We start from the raw sequence: 16,412 nt of genomic DNA on the forward strand, positions 1-16,412 counted from the left end.
GCAGACCGCCCGACCGGCGCCGGCAGCCCCACGTCCGGCGCGGTCGGATCGACCTACAGTTGCGTGCCGTTCCGGCGGGGATCGGCGAGTTCCGGCTCGACGCCCTCGCGGACGGTCCGCGCCCGGTGGTGACCGGTCCGGGCCCGCCATGTGCTGAACGCGGCCGTGGTGGCGGCGAGCACCGCCACGCCGAGCAGCCACCCGCCCACCACGTCGCTGGTCCAGTGCACCCCCAGCGCGATCCGGCTGAGGCCGGTCACCACGGCGATCAGCACCGCCGCGGTCCAGAGCGACCAGCGCAGCAGCCGCCGGCCCCGGGTGAACGGCAGGAAGACCAGCAGCAGCACCCCGGCGGCCAGGGTCGCGTTCAACGCGTGCCCGGACGGGAAGGCGAACCCGGCCGCCCGGGCCACCGGGTCGAGCAGGTCCGGCCGCTGCCGGCCGACCAGCACCTTGAGCAGGGCGCCGAGCAGGCCGCCGACGGTCATCGTGGTGACCACCCAGAGGGCCAGCCGACGGGCCCGGCGGAACAGCAGCCAGGCCACCACGACCGCCGTGGCGGCGCGCAGCGGGTTGGGCGCGAAGACGTCCGTCCAGACACTCATCAGCCGCACCCATGCCGGGTGGTGGAGGGCGTACCGGTGCAGCGCGTCGGTGACCGTGACGTCCAGCCGGAACAGGGGCGGCCAGGCGGCCAGCACCAGGAGCGCCAGCAGGGCGAACGGCACCAGCACCAGGAACGCCGCGGCGGCGGCCAGGGTGAGCCGCAGCCCCAGCGAATCGTCCGGGTCCAATCGGCGGGTCCGCCAGGACCGCTGGCCGCCCGCAGCCGACGCGTTCATGTGCTGACCACTACCCACGGCAGTTCCCGGCCAGACCGCGGCCCGGGTCAGCGGCGCGACTGGCGGAACCGGCGGACCGCCAGCGCGGCACCGGTGACCAGAGCGACGAACAGGGCGAGCCCGGTCCAGAGCCGTTCCGGCGCCGGGTCGTCGGTCTGGCCGGCCGGGTGGGCCGCCCACGGGGGCTGCTTCTTCGGCGCGGCGAAGCCGAACGGATTGGCGCCCTGCCCGGCGGCGGCCCGGGTGTCCGGCCCGGTGCCGGGTGCCGGGCCGAAGCCCACCACCCCGGGGGAGTCGTTGTCGTCGAGCGGGTTGCGCCCCACCGACGGCACGTCGGTGGTCAGCGCGGCCACCGGGTCCACCATGCCGTAGCCGAACCGGTCGTCGCGGCCGGTCGGGCCCAGGTCCCGTGCGGTCTTGATGATCCGGTTGACGACGTCCCCGGCGGACATCTGCGGGTACCGGGCGCGGATCAGGGCGGCGGTCGCCGCGACCAGCGGGGAAGCGAAGCTGGTGCCCTGCACCCGCCAGTAGCCGCTGTCGGGGCGGGCTCCGTAGAGCGCGGTCGCGGGCGCGGTGACCACCGTCTCGTGGCCGGTGATCGAGCCGGACCACAGGTTCTTGGTGTTGCGTTCCAGGCCGGCCACGGCGATCACGCCCGGCTCCCGGGCCGGGTACCAGACCTTGGGGCTGTTCGAGGTGGCCAGGTTGCCGGTGCAGGCGACCACCACGACGTCTCGGGCGAAGGCGTAGTCGAGGGCGGCGGCCAGGGCGGGGCTGTCGCTGCTGCCGCCGAGGGACAGGTTGATCACGCGGGCGCCGTTGTCGACCGCCCAGCGCACCCCCTTGGCGACGATCATCGCGTCGTCGTACCGGTTCTCGTCGTCGAGCACCCGGACCGGGAGGATCTTGGCATCGGGCGCGAGGCCGACCACGCCCCGGTCGTCGTCGGCGCGTCCGGCGATCAGCCCGGCGACCGTGGTGCCATGACCCACCGGATCCGGGCCGTCGGCCCCGTCCGGCGAGACCAGGTCGATGCCGGGGAGCACCTGGCCGACCAGGTCCGGGTGGGAACCGTCCACTCCGGAGTCGATGACCGCGACCACCACACCGCGTCCGGTCGAGCCGCGCCAGGCGGTCTTCGCCCGCAGCTCGTCGAGCTGCCACTGCTCCTCGCGGACCTGGTCCACACGGCTGGGTGCCGGCGACAGCCAGGCCGGCCCCGGGGCGGCGGTGGCCGGGGCGGCGTGCGCGGGCGGGGCCAGCGGGCCGGCCACGGTGGCGAGCGCCCCCGCCGCACCGAGCAGCGCGCGCCCGACGAGCCGTCGGGCCGCCCTCGCTGACTGCCGATCCCCGGTCACATTCCCCAGCCGTTCATCGCCGCCGAAACATGCTGCTCGGAGATTACCGGTTTTCCCGTACGCCACGGTGCCGGTCACGGACACCGTCACCCGGCCGGCAGGTGGGCCAGCTGCACCAGGCGTACGCCCTCCCGGCGGGTGACCAGGCGGCCCCGGCCGGGCGGTAGCGGACCGGCCTTCACCTGACCGACGAGCGGGCCCTCTTCCGGGGCGCCCGACATCACCAGACCGGCGGTGGAGAGTTCCCGCAGCCGCTGGATGATCGGCTCGTACGAGGTCCGGCCGGCACCGCCGGAGCGGCGGGCCAGCACCAGGTGCAGGCCGACGTCCCGGGCGTGCGGCAGGTGCTCCTCCAGGGCCCGCAACGGGTTGCTGGGGCCACCGGCCACCAGGTCGTAGTCGTCCACCAGCACGAACAGTTCGGGCCCGGCCCACCAGGACCGGCTGCGCAGCTCGGCCGGGGTGACCTCCGGCCCGGGGAGGCGCCCCTGCAGGTAGCCGGCCGCCGACTCGATCAGCTCGGTGGTGTGCGGTGCGGCCGTGCCGTACCCGATCAGGTGTGCCGTCTCGATCGTGCCGATCAGGCTGCGCCGGTAGTCCACCAGGATCACCCGGGCCTGCTCCGGGGTGAACCGGTTGACGATCGAGGTGGCCAGCGCGCGCAGGAACGACGACTTGCCGCACTCGGCGTCGCCGAAGACCACGAAGTTCGGCTCGGTGGCGAAGTCCAGCACCACCGGGCGCAGGTCCGCCTCGGCCACCCCGATCGGGAAGGCCAGCCCGCTGGTCGCCTGCTGGTCCAGCTCGGCGTACGGCAGCACCGGCGGGAGCAGCCGGACCCGGGGCGCGGCGGGCCCGGCCCAGGCCCCGGCAACCGCCTTGACCAGGTCGGTGGTCTCCGCGCCCAGGCCGGCCACGCGCGGCTGGGCGGCGAGGAAGTGCAGGCCGCCCGGGGTGATCCCGCGTCCCGGCTGCTCCTCGGGCACGGTCGCGGCGACCGGTCGCTTCACCACCACCGAGTCGGCCGGGTCGCCGAGGCGCAGTTCGAGCCGCGAGCCGAAGAGGTCCCGGATCGCCGGCCGGAAGTCCGACCAGCGCAGGGCGGTGGCCACCACGTGCACCCCGTACGCCAGACCCCGGGTGGCCAACTCGGTGACCAGCGGTTCCAGGTCCTCGTAGTCGTTGCGCAGGCTGTTCCAGCCGTCCACGACCAGGAAGACGTCGCCGAACGGGTCGGTGCCCGGCTGCCCGCCGGCCAGCGTCGCCGCCCGCCGCCGGCGCCAGGCCGCCATCGACTCCACGCCCGCCTCGGCGAAGCGCCGCTCCCGTTCGGCCAGCAGGGCGGCGATCTCGCCCACGGTCCGGCGTACGGCGGTGGCGTCGGCGCGTCCGCTGACCCCGCCCACGTGCGGCAGGTCGCGCAGCGCGGCGAGCGCCCCGCCGAAGTCCAGGCAGTAGACCTGTGCCTCGGCCGGGGTGTGGGTGAGCGCCAGCGCGCAGATCAGCGTTCGCAGCAGGGTGGACCGGCCGCTGCGGGTGGTGCCGACCACCGCGACGTGCCCGGCCGCCCCGTCCAGGGCCAGCCAGTACAGGTCCCGCCGCTGCTCGAGCGGTTTGTCCACCACGGCCACCGGCACCTGGAGGGCGCCGTGCAGCTCGGGGTTGCCCACGGTCAGCCCGCGAACCGGGTCGGGACCCACCGGACCGAACAGCTCGTCCAGGGCGGGGGACTCGTCCAGCGGCGGCAGCCATACCTGGTGCGCCGGCGGGCCCTGCCCGGCCAGCCGCCCGACCAGCAGGTCGAGCAGGGATTCGGTCAGCTCCTCCGCGGCGGGGAGCGCGGCCGGGGCGGCCGGTTCGGGCAACGGCACCGGATGGGTGGAGAAGGCGTGCAGCCGGGGCGGTCCGGCACCGGGCGTACCCGCCGCGTCGGACCGGCGGCGCACCGGGCCGGAGACGTACGCGGCCTTGAACTGGACCAGCGGGTCGGTGCCCGAGCGCAGGTAGCCGTGCCCGGGGGAGCGGGGCAACTCGTGCGCGTCCGGCACCCCGAGCACCGTCCGGGACTCCAGCGCCGAGAAGGTCCGCAAGCCGATCCGGTACGACAGGTGCGTGTCCAGCCCGCGCAGCCGTCCCTCCTCCAACCGCTGCGAGGCCAGCAGCAGGTGTACGCCGAGCGACCGGCCGACCCGGCCGATCTGGACGAAGAGGTCGATGAAGTCCGGCTTGGCCGAGAGCAGTTCGGAGAACTCGTCGCAGATGAGCAGCAGCGACGGCAGCGGGGCGAGTGGGCTGCCGGCCGCCCGGGCCCGCTCGTAGTCGCGCAGGCTGGCGAAGTTGCCGGCCCGGCGGAGCAACTCCTGTCGGCGCGTCAGCTCACCGTTGATCGCGTCGACCATGCGGTCGACCAGGGGCAGCGCGTCGGCCAGGTTGGTGATCACCGCGGCGGTGTGCGGCAGCCGCTCGAAGGGCGCGAAGGTGGCCCCGCCCTTGAAGTCGACCAGGACGAAGTTGAGCTGCTCCGGGCTGTGCGTGGCGGCCAGCCCCAGCACCAGCGTCCGGAGCAGCTCCGACTTGCCGGCGCCGGTCGCGCCGATGAGCAGACCGTGCGGGCCCATGCCGTCCTGCGCGGACTCCTTGAGGTCCAGCTCGATCGCGCCGCCGTCGGCGCCCACCCCGATCGGCACCCGCAGCCGGTCCCGGGCGGCCCGTGGGGCCCAGCCCTGCTCGGCCGTGAAGTTCTCCGGGGCACCGGTGCCGAGCAGCTCGGGCAGGCCGGGCTCGGTGCCGGGCGGGGCGTCGGGTCCGCGTACCGTGCCGGCGAGCCGCAGCGGGGCGAGCCGGCGGGCGACGGCCTCGGCGTCGGCGAGGGCCAGCCCGTCCGCGGTGCCGACCTCGGCGTGCCCCTCGGCGGAGTGCGAATGCAGCCGGCCGTCGGCCAGGTCGAGCAGGAGGGCGTACCGGTCGAGCAGGCGGGGCGGCGGGGTGTCCAGGTCCAGCACGGTGACCGCGTCAATGCCGCCGTCCCCGGCGAGGTCGGTGGCCCCGGTCAGGTCGCCGCCGTCGAGCACCACCACCACGTGCGGGCCGTCGGTGGCCGGACCGGCCGGGCTGAACCGGGAGCGGCTGGCCAGCACCTCGTCGAGCAGCCGCTCCAGCTCGGCGGCGGAGCTGGTGACCAGCCGGACCGGGCCGAGCGCGTCGGTGCGGGTCGGGTGGTGGGCGTGCGGCAGCCACTTGACCCACTCCCAGCACGCCCGCCGCTCGGGACCGGCGCAGACCGCGATCAGCAGTTCGTCCGGGGCGTGGAAGACGGCGAGCTGGGTGAGCATGGCCCGGGCCAGCGCCTGCGCGGCCGGCGAGCCGGCCCTGCGTGGGTCGAGTTGTCGCAGGTCCGGGCCACGCACGAACACCCGGGCGAAGCTGCGCAGTGACAGCGCCACCGGCAGGTCCGGCACCACCGCGTACGCGTCGAGGAAGCGCCGCAGCGCCCCCGCCGTCATCGGCTCCAGCTCCTCCAGCGGCCGGGTGACCGGAGGGACCAGCGGGGTGGCCAGCGTCTGCGGTCCGACCCCGACCCGGACCACGGCGAAATCGGGGTCGCCCGGCCGCCGCTCCCAGACCCGATGGCTGTCCACTGTCGACCAGAGCCGGCCGGGGTCGGGGTGCCGGTAGTAGAGCCCGGCCCGCTGCGCCCCGGCGGTCTCCCGGACCCGGCGTCGCAGCGTGGCCAGGTGCCGCAGGTAGTCCCGGCGGGCGGCCATCAGCTCCGACTTTCTCGGGCCGGCGCTGCCCCAGGAGGTCACCAGCATCGCCAGCGAGGAGAGCCCGAACATGCCGCCCACCACGTACGAGTAGGCCCCGCCGCCCCGGCCGAACATCATCGCCATCGCCACCGTGCCGCCGAGCATGGGCAGCACCATCAGCGCCTGCTGCCAGCGCCCGCCGGTGGCCACCGGGATCTCCGGCGGTGCCTCGACGGGCAGCTCGCCGGCCGGTATCTCCGGCGCCGGACGGCGTGCCGGTCGCTTGATGACCACAGTGGACACACAGCCTCCCATGGCTCTCGGTAACCTGAGCCTGGCTCATCGTAGGTAAAGTCCTGTCGTCCGTCAGCCGCCGTTTCCGCTCACCATGGAGAAATATCGATGACAAGCGGGCTGGCCCGGGTCACCATCAGCGCTCCGCAGCGCCGGGTGGACGTGGCCCTGCCGGAGCAGGTTCCCCTGGCCGAGCTGCTGCCGGAGGTGCTCCGGCACGCCGGCGAAGGGTTGGCCGACGACGGGGAGCGGCACGGCGGCTGGGTGCTGCGCCGCACCGACGGCGCGGTGCTGGCCACGGCGCAGGCGTTGCTGCCCCAGGGCGTCCGCGACGGCGAGGTGCTGCACCTCGTCCCGGCCCGCGCCGAGTGGCCCGAGCTGGAGTACGACGACGTGATCGAGGCGATCGCCGTTGGAGCGCGCCGCCGGGGTGCCGCCTGGTCGCCCGCGGCCACCCGGGCCGCCGCGCTGGCCGGGGCGGGCGTGCCGCTCGCCGTGGGGCTGCTCGCCGTGCTCGCCGCCGGGCCCGAGCACCGGAGCGGCTGGCCGGTCGCCACCGCGGTGGCCCTGCTCCTCGTGCTCGCCGCCACCGCCGCCTCCCGGGCGTACGGCGACGCGCCAATCGGCGCGACCCTCGGCGGGTACGCCCTGCCGTACGCCGCCGCGGCCGGTGCCCTCGCGGTCGGCTCCGGCGACCCGGTCGGCCCGTTCGGGCCGCTGCGCTGGGTCGGCGCGCCCGAGCTGCTGGCCGGCTCGGTGGCGCTGCTCCTGGTGTCGGTGCTCGGCCTGCTCGGGGTGGCCAGCCGGTCCCGGGTCGTCGTGGCCGGCGCGACCACCGGCGCGGGCGGCGTGCTCGCCGCCCTCGGCGGGTTTTTGCTCGACCCGGCCGGCGCCGCCGCCGTGCTGTTCTGCGGGCTGGTCTTCGCGCTCGGCGGGCTGCCCCTGCTGGCCATCCGGCTCGGCAAGCTGCCGCTGCCGCCGATCACCCTGCCCGTCACCACCCCGGCCGGCGCTCCCGACGGGGTCCGCGACCTGCCGGATCAGGGGCGGGTGCACGCGGCGGTGGCCCGGACCGAGGAGATGCTGACCGGGATGCTGCTCGGGCACGCCGTGCTGGCGGTCGCCGCCACGGTGGTGCTCGCCACCGCCGGCGGGCTGGCCGGGCGGCTGCTGGCGGCGGCCGGCGGCGCAGTGCTGCTGCTGCGCTCCCGGCTCTTCGTGGCGGTCCGCCACCGGGTGCCCGCGGTGGCCGCCGGGCTGGCCGGGTACGCCCTGCTCGGCGCGGTGCTCGCCGACCGCGCCGGTCCGACCGGCCGGCTCGCGCTTGCCGTCGGCGGGCTCGCCCTGGCCCTGGTCGCCGTGGCGGCCGGCGCCCGGTACGCCCAGCGGCCGGTCTCCCCGTACCTCGGTCGGCTGGCCGACCTGACCGACACCGCGCTGGTGGTGTCCCTGGTGCCGGTGGCCTGCGCGGTGCTCGACCTCTACGACCGGGCCCGCGGCCTGCTCGGCTGAGCCAACGCGCGGGCCCGGGTCGCTCGGCTGAGCGGCCCGGGCCCGTCGACGCCGAAAATCAGTGGTGCTCGCCGCGCTCGGCGGCCTCCTTGGCGCGCTGGTACGAGGCCTGGATCTCGGCCTCGGCCTCGGTACGACCCACCCAGGTCGCGCCCTCGACCGACTTGCCCGGCTCCAGGTCCTTGTACACCTCGAAGAAGTGCTGGATCTCCAGCCGGTCGAACTCGCCCAGGTGGTGGATGTCCCGCAGGTGCTCCTGACGCGGGTCCTCGTAGGGGACGCAGAGGACCTTGTCGTCGCCGCCCTTCTCGTCCGTCATCCGGAACATGCCGATGGTGCGGCAGCGGATCAGGCAGCCCGGGAAGGTGGGCTCGGGGACCAGCACCAGCGCGTCCAGCGGGTCGCCGTCCTCGCCCAGGGTGCCCTCGATGAAGCCGTAGTCAGCCGGGTACTGCGTGGAGGTGAAGAGGGTGCGGTCCAGCCGGATCCGGCCGGTCGCGTGGTCCACCTCGTACTTGTTGCGGTGACCCTTGGGGATCTCAACCGTGACGTCGAAATCCATCTCGCACGCTCCCTCGTTTGCCCACGCTGGCTAACGGAAACCAGTGGCGCCGCTCCCGGGGAAGGGTGAATGACCCCCGCCGGCTCCGGCCGCCGCATAGTGTTCGGACCGAAGTAGTGTCACCCAGGGTGCTTTTGAGCGGGGGAGGAGGGGGTCGTGGGGAGGGAAGATTCACACTACCGCCCCGAAGGGGTTGACGGGCGGAACTTCGGCGGTTCCGGGTCCGGCGGCGCCACCGGCCGGGTACCGGTCCCCGACGCGCATCTTCCGCGTACCCCGGGGCGGGCGACCGGGTCCGCCTCCGTCGGCCGCGACCAGCAGGGGTACGGCGCCAACCCGGTGGGCCGGGCCGACCCGGGGCAGTACGGCCCGGGCCCGCTGAACTGGCCCACGCACGACGCACCGGGCGGGGTGCCGGTGAGCCCGCCGGCCGCTGGGATGCCGGTGAGCCCGCCCGCCCCGCCGTACGGTGCCGCACCGGTTCCGCCCCCGCCCCCACGCCGGAGCCGGGTCCGGCTGCTGACGGTGCTGGCCGCCGTGCTGGTGATCGCCCTGGCCGCCGTTGGGCTGGTCGTGGTCCGCCCCGGCCCGCTCGCCGGCTGGCTGGGCGGCGAGGCCGGCGCGCCCCGGGCGAGCGCCCAGCCACCCGAGCCCGACCCGCCGGCCGTGCTGGCCGGCCTCGACGCCAACGCACCACAGCCGACCCCCGACGGGGTACGCGCCGCGCTCGAACCGCTGGTCGGCGCCGCGGCGCTCGGTGACCGGGTGAACCTGTCGGTGGCCGACGTGACCACCGGCCAGCAGCTCTACGGTCGCGGCCAGGACACCCCCACCGTTCCCGCGTCGGTGACCAAGCTGGCGACGGCCGTCGCGGTGCTGGTCGCCCGGGGGCCGGCGTACCGGATCCCCACCCGCGCGGTGGCCGGCGCGGCCCCCGGCGAGGTGGTCCTGGTGGGCGGCGGCGACCCGACCCTCGCGGTCGACAAGAACGGCTTCTACCCGAACGCGGCGCGGTTGGACGACCTCGCCGCCCAGGTCCGCAAGGCGCTCGGCGGCACCGCTCCGACGAAGGTCACGGTCGACTCGTCGCTGTTCAGCGGCCCGGTGTACGAGCCCGGCTGGGACGACGACATCCCCACCGGCGGGTTCGGCGCGGCGATCAGCGCGCTGACGACGGACGCCGCCCGGAAGGACCCGGAGGAGGCCCGGAAGAACTTCGACGACAGCCACGGCGCGGCCGAGCGGGTGCCCCAGCCGGACCTGACCGCCGGCCGGCAGTTCGCGAAGCTGCTCGGGCTCTCCGGCGCCGCCGCGGAGGTCAAGCGGGGCAGCGCCCCCGGCGCCTCGGCCGGGGCGGCGCCCGCGCCCGGCGCCGAGCTGGGCAAGGTCGAGTCGTTGCCGCTGGTCCGGCTGGTCGACATCATGATCAGCGACAGCGACAACGTGATCGCCGAGTACCTGGCCCGGCAGGTGGCCCTCGCCAAGGGCCAGCCGGCGTCGTTCGTCGGGGGCGCGGCCGCCACCGACCAGGTGATCGGCGAGCTGGGCCTGCCGGCCGACGAGATCAGTCTGGCGGACGGCAGCGGCCTGTCCCGGACCAACCGGATCAGCCCGTCGCTGCTCACCGACCTGATCACCCTCGCCGGCAACGGCAGCCACCCCGAGCTGGCGGCGATCTTCGGCGGACTGCCGGTCGGTGCCTGGTCCGGCACCCTCGGCGACCGCTACCAGGCGTCGGTGACCAAGGCCGGGGCCGGCGTGGTCCGGGCCAAGACCGGCACGCTGACCGGGGTCAACGCGATCGCCGGCCTGGTCACCACCGCCGACAACCGGCTGCTCACCTTCGCCGTGCTCACCGACCGGACCACCGGCAGCCTCGACGAGACCCGGGAGGCCCTCGACCGGATCAGCTCCGCGCTGGCCCGCTGCGGCTGCCGCTGACCGGCGCGACCGGCGTCGATCGGCGGGCGCGAGCGCAGGTCGGGGTGTCGCGGCGCGGGTACGGTGGGTTCATGGCGCAGTTCGTGGACTGGGATCTGGCCGCCGCCACCGCGGGGGCACTGGGCAAGTCGGGCCCCCGGGTGTCGTACGCCGAGGCCACCGACGTGGTCAGCGAGCTGCGACGGCTGACCGAGGAGGCGGCCGGGCACGTCGCCGACTACACCGGCCTGCGGGCCCAGGTCACCCACCCGCCCGTACGGGTGGTCGACCGCCGGGACTGGGCGGCCGCGAACATCGCCGGGCTGCGCGAGGTGATCAGCCCGCTGGTGAACCGCCTCTCCGGGGACAAGCGCCCCGGGCCGCTGACCGAGGCGATCGGCTCCCGGCTCACCGGGGTGCAGGCCGGGACCGTGCTGGCGTACCTCTCCGGCCGGGTGCTCGGCCAGTACGAGGTCTTCGCCGGCGACCCCGGCCAGCTCCTGCTGGTGGCGCCGAACATCGTCGAGGTGGAGCGGAAGCTGGGGGCCGACTCCCGGGACTTCCGGCTCTGGGTCTGCCTGCACGAGGTGACCCACCGGACCCAGTTCACCGCCGTGCCGTGGATGCGCGCGTACTTCCTGAGTGAGGTGCAGGCGTTCGTGGACGCCGCCCAGGCGGGCGAACACCTGCTGGAACGGCTGCGCCGGGGGATCGCCACGCTCTCCGACGCGGTGAAGGACCCGGACAGCCGGGCGAGCGTGCTGGACATCGTGCAGACCCCGGCGCAGCGGGCCGTGCTCGACCGGCTCACCGCGCTGATGACCCTGCTGGAGGGGCACGCCGAGTTCGTCATGGACGGCGTCGGCCCGCAGGTCATCCCGAGCGTGGAGTCGATCCGCGCGGCGTTCAACCGGCGCCGGGAGTCGGGCAACCCGCTGGAGAAGGCGATCCGCCGGCTGCTCGGCATCGAGGTCAAGATGCGCCAGTACGCCGAGGGCCGCAAGTTCGTGCACGGCGTGGTCGACCGGGTCGGCATGGCCGGCTTCAACAAGATCTTCGATTCGCCGCTGACCCTGCCCCGGCTGGACGAGCTGGGCGACCCGGACGCCTGGGTGGCCCGGGTGCACGGGCCGACCGGCGCCACCCCGGCCGCCTCCTGAGCCCGTGGCCGCGCTCGCCCCGCCGGTCGCCGCCGTCCGGGTCGCCGTCCGCCGGGCGTTGACCGGGCTGCCCGGGGACGGGCCGGTGCTGGTGGCCTGCTCCGGCGGTGCCGACTCGCTCGCGCTGGCCGCGGCCACCGCCTTCGTGGCGCCCCGCCTCGGCCGGCGCGCCGGCCTGGTGACCGTCGACCACGGCCTGCAACCCGGCTCCGCGGAGCGGGCCGAGGCGGTGGCCGGTTGGGCCCGCGAGCGGGGCCTGGATCCGGTGGAGGCGGTGCCGGTGCGGGTCGACGGGCGTACCGGAGGCCCGGAGGCGGCCGCCCGCGACGCCCGGTACGAGGCGCTGGTCGCCGCCGGCCGGCGGCACGGGTCCGTCGCGGTGCTGCTCGGGCACACCCGCGACGACCAGGCCGAGACGGTGCTGCTCGCGCTGGCCCGGGGCGCGGGCCCGCGCGGCCTGGCCGGCATGCCGGAGCGCCGCGAGCTGGCCGGGGTGCCGCTGCTGCGTCCGCTGCTCGACGTCTCCCGGGAGGACACCCGCAAGGCGTGCGCGGCGCTGGGGCTCACCCCGTGGGACGATCCGCACAACACCGACCCGGCGTACGCCCGGTCCCGGGTCCGGGCCGAGGTGCTGCCGGCGCTGGTCCGCGCGCTCGGCCCGGGGGTGGTGGACAACCTGGCCCGGACCGCCCGCCTGGTGGCGGCCGACGCCGCCGCCCTCGACGCCCACGCCGCCGCCGCGCTCGCCGACGTACGGGCGGCCGGGGGCGGGCTCGCGGTCGAGGCGCTGGCCGCGCTGCCGCCGGCGGTCCGCACCCGGGTGCTGCACGCCTGGGCCCGGGAGTTGGGCGCCGTTCCGGCCGCCCTGTCGCACCGGCACGTCGCCGCGCTGGACGCCCTGGTCACCGACTGGCACGGACAGGGCGCCGTGCACCTGCCCGGTGGGCTGCCGGTGGTCCGCCGCGACGGCCGCCTGACCACCTGACCCGGTGGCCGCCGGCCTCCGGGTGCCCGCGGCCCGCCAGTTCGCCGAGCTGGGGGTGACCTGGCACGGGGGATGCCGCCAGGTCGCCGAGGCGGAGAGGCGGACCGCGAAATCGCCGAGGTGGCGGTGACCGCCGGCCACTGATGCCCCCACATCGCCGAGGTGGCGTGATCAGGGGGCCGGGGTCTCGCCGGGAGCCGCCGGAGGCGGTAGACAGGGCGGATGGCGTACCCCCGGCAGCCGCTGCTCGCCCCCAACGGTGCCGTCGCGACCAGCCAGCCGCTCGCGGCGGCCGCGGGCCTGGCCGTGCTGCGGCGCGGCGGCAACGCTGTCGACGCCGCGCTGGCCACCGCGATCACCCTGACCGTGGTGCAGCCACCGTCGAACGACATCGGCGGCGACCTGTTCGCGATCGTCTGGGACGGCGAGCGGCTGCACGGGTTGAACGCCTCCGGCCGGTCACCCGCGGCGCTGACCCGGGAGCTGGTGCTGGCCGCGACCGACCGGCGGGGCGCGCCACCGGTCGACGCGCTCGGCGGCGCGCAGGCGGCCGGGCCGACCATGCCGGCCCGGGGCTGGCTGCCGGTGACCGTGCCGGGCGCGCCGGCCGGCTGGCGGGACCTGCACGACCGGTTCGGGTCGCTGCCCTTCGCCGACCTCTTCGCCGACGGGATCGGCTACGCCGAGCGCGGCTACCCGGTCGCCGCCGGCACCGCCGCCACCTGGGCGCGCGGCGTCGCCGCCCACAACGGGCTGGTGGGCGCGGAGTACGCCGAGTTCCGCCGGGTGTTCACCGTGGGCGGCCGGGCGCCGCGACCGGGGGAGCGGTGGCGCAACCCGGACGCGGCCGGGACGCTGCGGCGGATCGCCGACAGCGGTGCGGAGGACTTCTACCGGGGGCGGATCGCGGCGGCGCTCGACGGGCACGCGGCCCGGACCGGCGGGTTCGTCACCGGCGACGATCTGGCCCGGCACCGGTCCACCTGGGTGGATCCGGTGCGCGTCCGCTACCGCGGGCACGAGGTGTGGGAGCTGCCGCCGAACGGGCAGGGGATCGCGGCGCTGCTGGCGCTGGACATCCTGGACGGAGTGGACCTGGCCGCGCTGAGCCCGGAGGAACGGCTGCACTGGCAGATCGAGGCGGTGAAGCTCGGCTTCGCCGACGCGCACGCGTACATCGCCGACCCGGAACGGGCGGAGGTGCCCACGGCGGCCCTGCTCGACCCGGCGTACGCGGCGGCCCGCCGGGCGCTGGTCACCGGGCGCGCGGGCGAGCCGGTGGCCGGCGAGCCGGAGCGCGGCGGCACCGTCTACCTCTGCACCGCGGACGCCGGCGGCATGATGGTCAGCCTGATCCAGTCCACCTACCTGGCCTTCGGCTCGCAGGTGGTGCTGCCCGGGCACGGCTTCGCGCTGCAGAACCGGGGCCTCGGCTTCCGGCTCGACCCCGACCACCCGAACGTGGTGGGTCCGGCGAAGCGCCCGTTCCACACCATCATCCCGGGCTTCCTGACCCGGGACGGCGCCCCGGTCGGCCCGTTCGGCGTGATGGGCGGGCACATGCAGCCGCAGGGGCACGTGCAGTTGGTCTCCGCGACCCTGGACGACGGGCGCGACCCGCAGGCCGCCCTGGACGCCCCGCGCTGGTACTGGCACGCCGGGCGGACCCTGCTGGTCGAGCCGGCGCTCGACCCGGAGCTGGTCGCCGGCCTGCGGGTCCGGGGGCACGAGGTCACCGTCGCGGCGGAGCCGTCGGTCTTCGGGTACGGCCAGGCGATTTGGCGCTCGCCGTCCGGCGGGTACGTCGCCGGGTCCGAGTCCCGAATCGACGGCGCGATGCTGGGCTGGTGATCAGGCCTCGACCCGTTCCCGGAACGTGGTCCGGTAGGCGTGCGGGGTGGTGCCCACCCGGCGGGTGAAGTGGTGCCGCAGCGCCGCCGCGTCGCCGAAGCCGGCCTGGTCGGCGACGCTGTCCACGCTCAGCCGGGTCTCCTCGAGCAGCCGCCGGGCGAGCAGCACCCGCTGGTTGGTGAGCCAGTCGTGCGGGGTGGTGCCGGTCTCGGCGCGGAATCGGCGGGCGAAGGTACGCGGCGCCATGCCGGCCCGGGCGGCCAACTCGTCCACGGTCACCGACCGGTCCAGGTGGCCCATCAGCCACTCCAGCACCGGTTCCAGGGTGGGTGCCTCCGGCGCCTTCGGGATCGGTGCCTCGACGTACTGGGACTGGCCGCCGTCGCGGTGCGGGGGGACGACCATCCGCCGGGCCAGCCGGGTGGCGGTCGCCGAGCCGTGTTCCTGGCGGACCAGGTGCAGGCAGGCGTCGATCCCGGCGGCGGTGCCGGCGCTGGTCAGCAGCCGCCCGTCCTGGACGTAGAGGGAGTTGCACTGCACCCGGGCCGCCGGGAACCGGCGTTGCAGGTCGTCCACGTGCCGCCAGTGGGTGGTGCAGTCCCGCCCGTCGAGCAGCCCCGCCTCGCCCAGCACGTACGCGCCGGAGCAGACGCTGAGCAACCAGGCGCCGCGGTCGGCGGCCCGGCGCAGCGCGGCCAGGACCGGCTCCGGGACGGGTGCCCCCTCGGCGTGCGCCGGCACGGCCACCAGATCCGCCTCGTCCACCGGGCTCAGATCGGCGTGCGGGGTGAGCAGGAAGCCGGAGCGGCTGCGGACCGGCCGGCCGTCGAGGGTGCAGACGTCGAAGCGGTAGCCGGGGAAGCCGTCGGCCGTGCGGTCGGTGCCGAACACCTCGGCGAGGACGCCGAGTTCGAACGCGGCGACCTGGTCGAGCGCGATGACGGCCACGGATCGGAGCATGTGACGAGGGTAACCCGACAGGTGGCAGGAAATCGATGCCCAGTGGCATTCCTGCCGCTGTCCGGGCCGGGAATCCGGGCGCAGACTGGATTACATCCGGTGCGCACCGGCGGCGAAACCGACATCAACCACATGAAAGCGAGCGCCGCCATGACCGTCCTGCTGCTCCTGCTCCTGCTGCTCGCCCTCGTCGTCGCGAGCGCCGCCGGGCTGACCGCGGACTCGCGGGACTCGGCCGACTGGAAGCCCACCGACGACGGCCGCCGGTGGAACTCCCGTACCTGCTGAGGTGATTTACCCATCCCGTACCGAAAATCCCCCGGCGGGACCGCGCCAAAAGGGGCGGCCCCGCCGACGGAGGAGAACCGGCGTACGGCAGGCTAGGAGCATGGCTGACGGCTCCTGGTACGACGCCGACATCGACCACGTGATCATCTCCGAGGCGCAGATCCGCGAGAAGACCGCGGAACTGGCCAAGCAGGTCTCGGCGGACTACGCGCACGTCGACGACGGTCTCCTGCTCGTCTGCGTGCTCAAGGGCGCGGTCATGTTCATGGCCGACTTCGCCCGCGCGCTGGGTCGCCAGGGCCCGCCCGCCGAGCTGGACTTCATGGCCATCTCCTCGTACGGCCAGGGCACCACCTCCTCGGGCGTGGTCCGGATCCTCAAGGACCTGGACCGGGACATCGCCGGCCGGCACGTGGTGGTGGTCGAGGACATCGTCGACAGCGGCCTGACCCTCTCCTGGCTGCTGCGCTACCTGGAGTCCCGCTCTGCGGCCAGCGTCGAGGTGGTCGCCCTGTTCCGCAAGCCGGACGCGGTCAAGGTGCCCGTTCCGGTCAAGTACGTCGGCTTCGACATCCCGACCGAGTTCGTCGTCGGCTACGGCCTGGACTTCGGCGAGCGGTACCGGGAGCTGCCCTACGTCGGCGTCCTGAAGCCCGAGGTGTACGCCCGGGCCTGAGCCCCCGCCGGCCGGACCCGGCCGGGGAGACTCTGGTTACGTCAAGCGGACGTTCAGCGGGCTTTCAGCCATCCGGTCTACGGTAGATGCCGGTGACGTGGAGGCACCCTCCATGCCCGACCCCTCGAACCGCGTGACCGGGCGGTCGGGCGGGCCGGGTGGGGAGCTCCCCGCCACGCCGGCTCAAACCCGGGTTCGCCGTACGCGTAAGTGCCGGGCTCGCGAGCTCACATCTGGCACGAACGGTGTACCGTC

Annotated in this window: 12 protein-coding genes; 7 read left to right on the forward strand and 5 right to left on the reverse strand. The window is 75.5% G+C overall.

Features of this window, described 5'->3' with window-relative positions:
* Window positions 1–53: 53 nt before the first annotated feature.
* The 3 genes from ABZ783_RS18435 to eccCa all read right to left on the reverse strand — a co-directional run bounded on the left by ABZ783_RS18435 (window position 54) and on the right by eccCa (window position 6,252).
* Entirely contained in the window at window positions 54–842 is a 789-nt protein-coding gene (locus ABZ783_RS18435) for a phosphatase PAP2 family protein (protein ID WP_357439490.1), read from the reverse strand.
* A 47-nt stretch (window positions 843–889) separates the two neighbouring features.
* On the reverse strand, window positions 890–2,212 hold the full coding sequence (gene mycP, locus ABZ783_RS18440; protein ID WP_357439725.1) for a type VII secretion-associated serine protease mycosin: 1,323 nt from the start codon (window positions 2,210–2,212) through the stop codon (window positions 890–892).
* A 77-nt stretch (window positions 2,213–2,289) separates the two neighbouring features.
* On the reverse strand, window positions 2,290–6,252 hold the full coding sequence (eccCa, locus tag ABZ783_RS18445) for a type VII secretion protein EccCa (RefSeq protein WP_357439493.1): 3,963 nt from the start codon (window positions 6,250–6,252) through the stop codon (window positions 2,290–2,292).
* Window positions 6,253–6,351: 99 nt separating this feature from the next.
* On the opposite strand from eccCa, the gene eccD reads away from it, so the two are divergent.
* Window positions 6,352–7,755 (forward strand): type VII secretion integral membrane protein EccD, encoded by a 1,404-nt coding sequence (gene eccD, locus ABZ783_RS18450; protein ID WP_357439495.1) that lies wholly within the window; start codon window positions 6,352–6,354, stop codon window positions 7,753–7,755.
* A 58-nt stretch (window positions 7,756–7,813) separates the two neighbouring features.
* On the opposite strand, the gene ABZ783_RS18455 is transcribed toward eccD, so the two are convergent.
* Window positions 7,814–8,317, reverse strand: a complete 504-nt coding sequence (locus tag ABZ783_RS18455) for an inorganic diphosphatase (RefSeq protein WP_357439498.1) — start codon at window positions 8,315–8,317, stop codon at window positions 7,814–7,816.
* 438 nt (window positions 8,318–8,755) lie between these two features.
* On the opposite strand from ABZ783_RS18455, the gene dacB reads away from it, so the two are divergent.
* The 4 genes from dacB (at window position 8,756) to ABZ783_RS18475 (ending at window position 14,233) form a co-directional block, all read left to right on the forward strand.
* Complete coding sequence (dacB, locus tag ABZ783_RS18460; RefSeq protein ID WP_357439728.1) at window positions 8,756–10,258, forward strand: D-alanyl-D-alanine carboxypeptidase/D-alanyl-D-alanine-endopeptidase; 1,503 nt, start codon at window positions 8,756–8,758, stop codon at window positions 10,256–10,258.
* A gap of 71 nt (window positions 10,259–10,329) precedes the next feature.
* Entirely contained in the window at window positions 10,330–11,397 is a 1,068-nt protein-coding gene (locus ABZ783_RS18465; RefSeq protein ID WP_357439501.1) for a zinc-dependent metalloprotease, read from the forward strand.
* Between the two features lie 4 nt (window positions 11,398–11,401).
* Window positions 11,402–12,382, forward strand: a complete 981-nt coding sequence (tilS, locus tag ABZ783_RS18470; protein ID WP_357439504.1) for a tRNA lysidine(34) synthetase TilS — start codon at window positions 11,402–11,404, stop codon at window positions 12,380–12,382.
* A 222-nt stretch (window positions 12,383–12,604) separates the two neighbouring features.
* Complete coding sequence (locus ABZ783_RS18475; RefSeq protein ID WP_357439507.1) at window positions 12,605–14,233, forward strand: gamma-glutamyltransferase family protein; 1,629 nt, start codon at window positions 12,605–12,607, stop codon at window positions 14,231–14,233.
* On the opposite strand, the gene ABZ783_RS18480 is transcribed toward ABZ783_RS18475, so the two are convergent.
* Window positions 14,234–15,193 (reverse strand): helix-turn-helix domain-containing protein, encoded by a 960-nt coding sequence (locus tag ABZ783_RS18480; protein WP_357439508.1) that lies wholly within the window; start codon window positions 15,191–15,193, stop codon window positions 14,234–14,236.
* Window positions 15,194–15,343: 150 nt separating this feature from the next.
* Here ABZ783_RS18480 and ABZ783_RS18485 point away from each other — a divergent pair, with 150 nt between their 5' ends.
* Both ABZ783_RS18485 and hpt read left to right on the forward strand, forming a co-directional pair.
* The gene (locus ABZ783_RS18485) at window positions 15,344–15,481 is read left to right on the forward strand and encodes a hypothetical protein (RefSeq protein ID WP_357439511.1); all 138 of its coding nucleotides are present in this window, start codon (window positions 15,344–15,346) and stop codon (window positions 15,479–15,481) included.
* A gap of 100 nt (window positions 15,482–15,581) precedes the next feature.
* Window positions 15,582–16,157, forward strand: a complete 576-nt coding sequence (hpt, locus tag ABZ783_RS18490) for a hypoxanthine phosphoribosyltransferase (protein WP_073837711.1) — start codon at window positions 15,582–15,584, stop codon at window positions 16,155–16,157.
* Window positions 16,158–16,412: the final 255 nt, after the last annotated feature.

This window comes from Micromonospora sp. NPDC047738 (assembly GCF_040642675.1).
In the GTDB taxonomy this organism is placed as follows: Bacteria; Actinomycetota; Actinomycetes; order Mycobacteriales; family Micromonosporaceae; genus Micromonospora.

What these genes read in the sequence shown, in the direction of transcription:
- ABZ783_RS18435 (WP_357439490.1), bottom strand. Translation starts at nt 842, where the DNA reads ATGAACGCGTCGGCTGCGGGCGGCCAGCGGTCCTGGCGGACCCGCCGA.
- eccD (WP_357439495.1), top strand. Translation starts at nt 6,352, where the DNA reads ATGACAAGCGGGCTGGCCCGGGTCACCATCAGCGCTCCGCAGCGCCGG.
- ABZ783_RS18455 (WP_357439498.1), bottom strand. Translation starts at nt 8,317, where the DNA reads ATGGATTTCGACGTCACGGTTGAGATCCCCAAGGGTCACCGCAACAAG.
- dacB (WP_357439728.1), top strand. Translation starts at nt 8,756, where the DNA reads ATGCCGGTGAGCCCGCCCGCCCCGCCGTACGGTGCCGCACCGGTTCCG.
- ABZ783_RS18465 (WP_357439501.1), top strand. Translation starts at nt 10,330, where the DNA reads ATGGCGCAGTTCGTGGACTGGGATCTGGCCGCCGCCACCGCGGGGGCA.
- ABZ783_RS18475 (WP_357439507.1), top strand. Translation starts at nt 12,605, where the DNA reads ATGGCGTACCCCCGGCAGCCGCTGCTCGCCCCCAACGGTGCCGTCGCG.
- ABZ783_RS18480 (WP_357439508.1), bottom strand. Translation starts at nt 15,193, where the DNA reads ATGCTCCGATCCGTGGCCGTCATCGCGCTCGACCAGGTCGCCGCGTTC.
- ABZ783_RS18485 (WP_357439511.1), top strand. Translation starts at nt 15,344, where the DNA reads ATGACCGTCCTGCTGCTCCTGCTCCTGCTGCTCGCCCTCGTCGTCGCG.
- hpt (WP_073837711.1), top strand. Translation starts at nt 15,582, where the DNA reads ATGGCTGACGGCTCCTGGTACGACGCCGACATCGACCACGTGATCATC.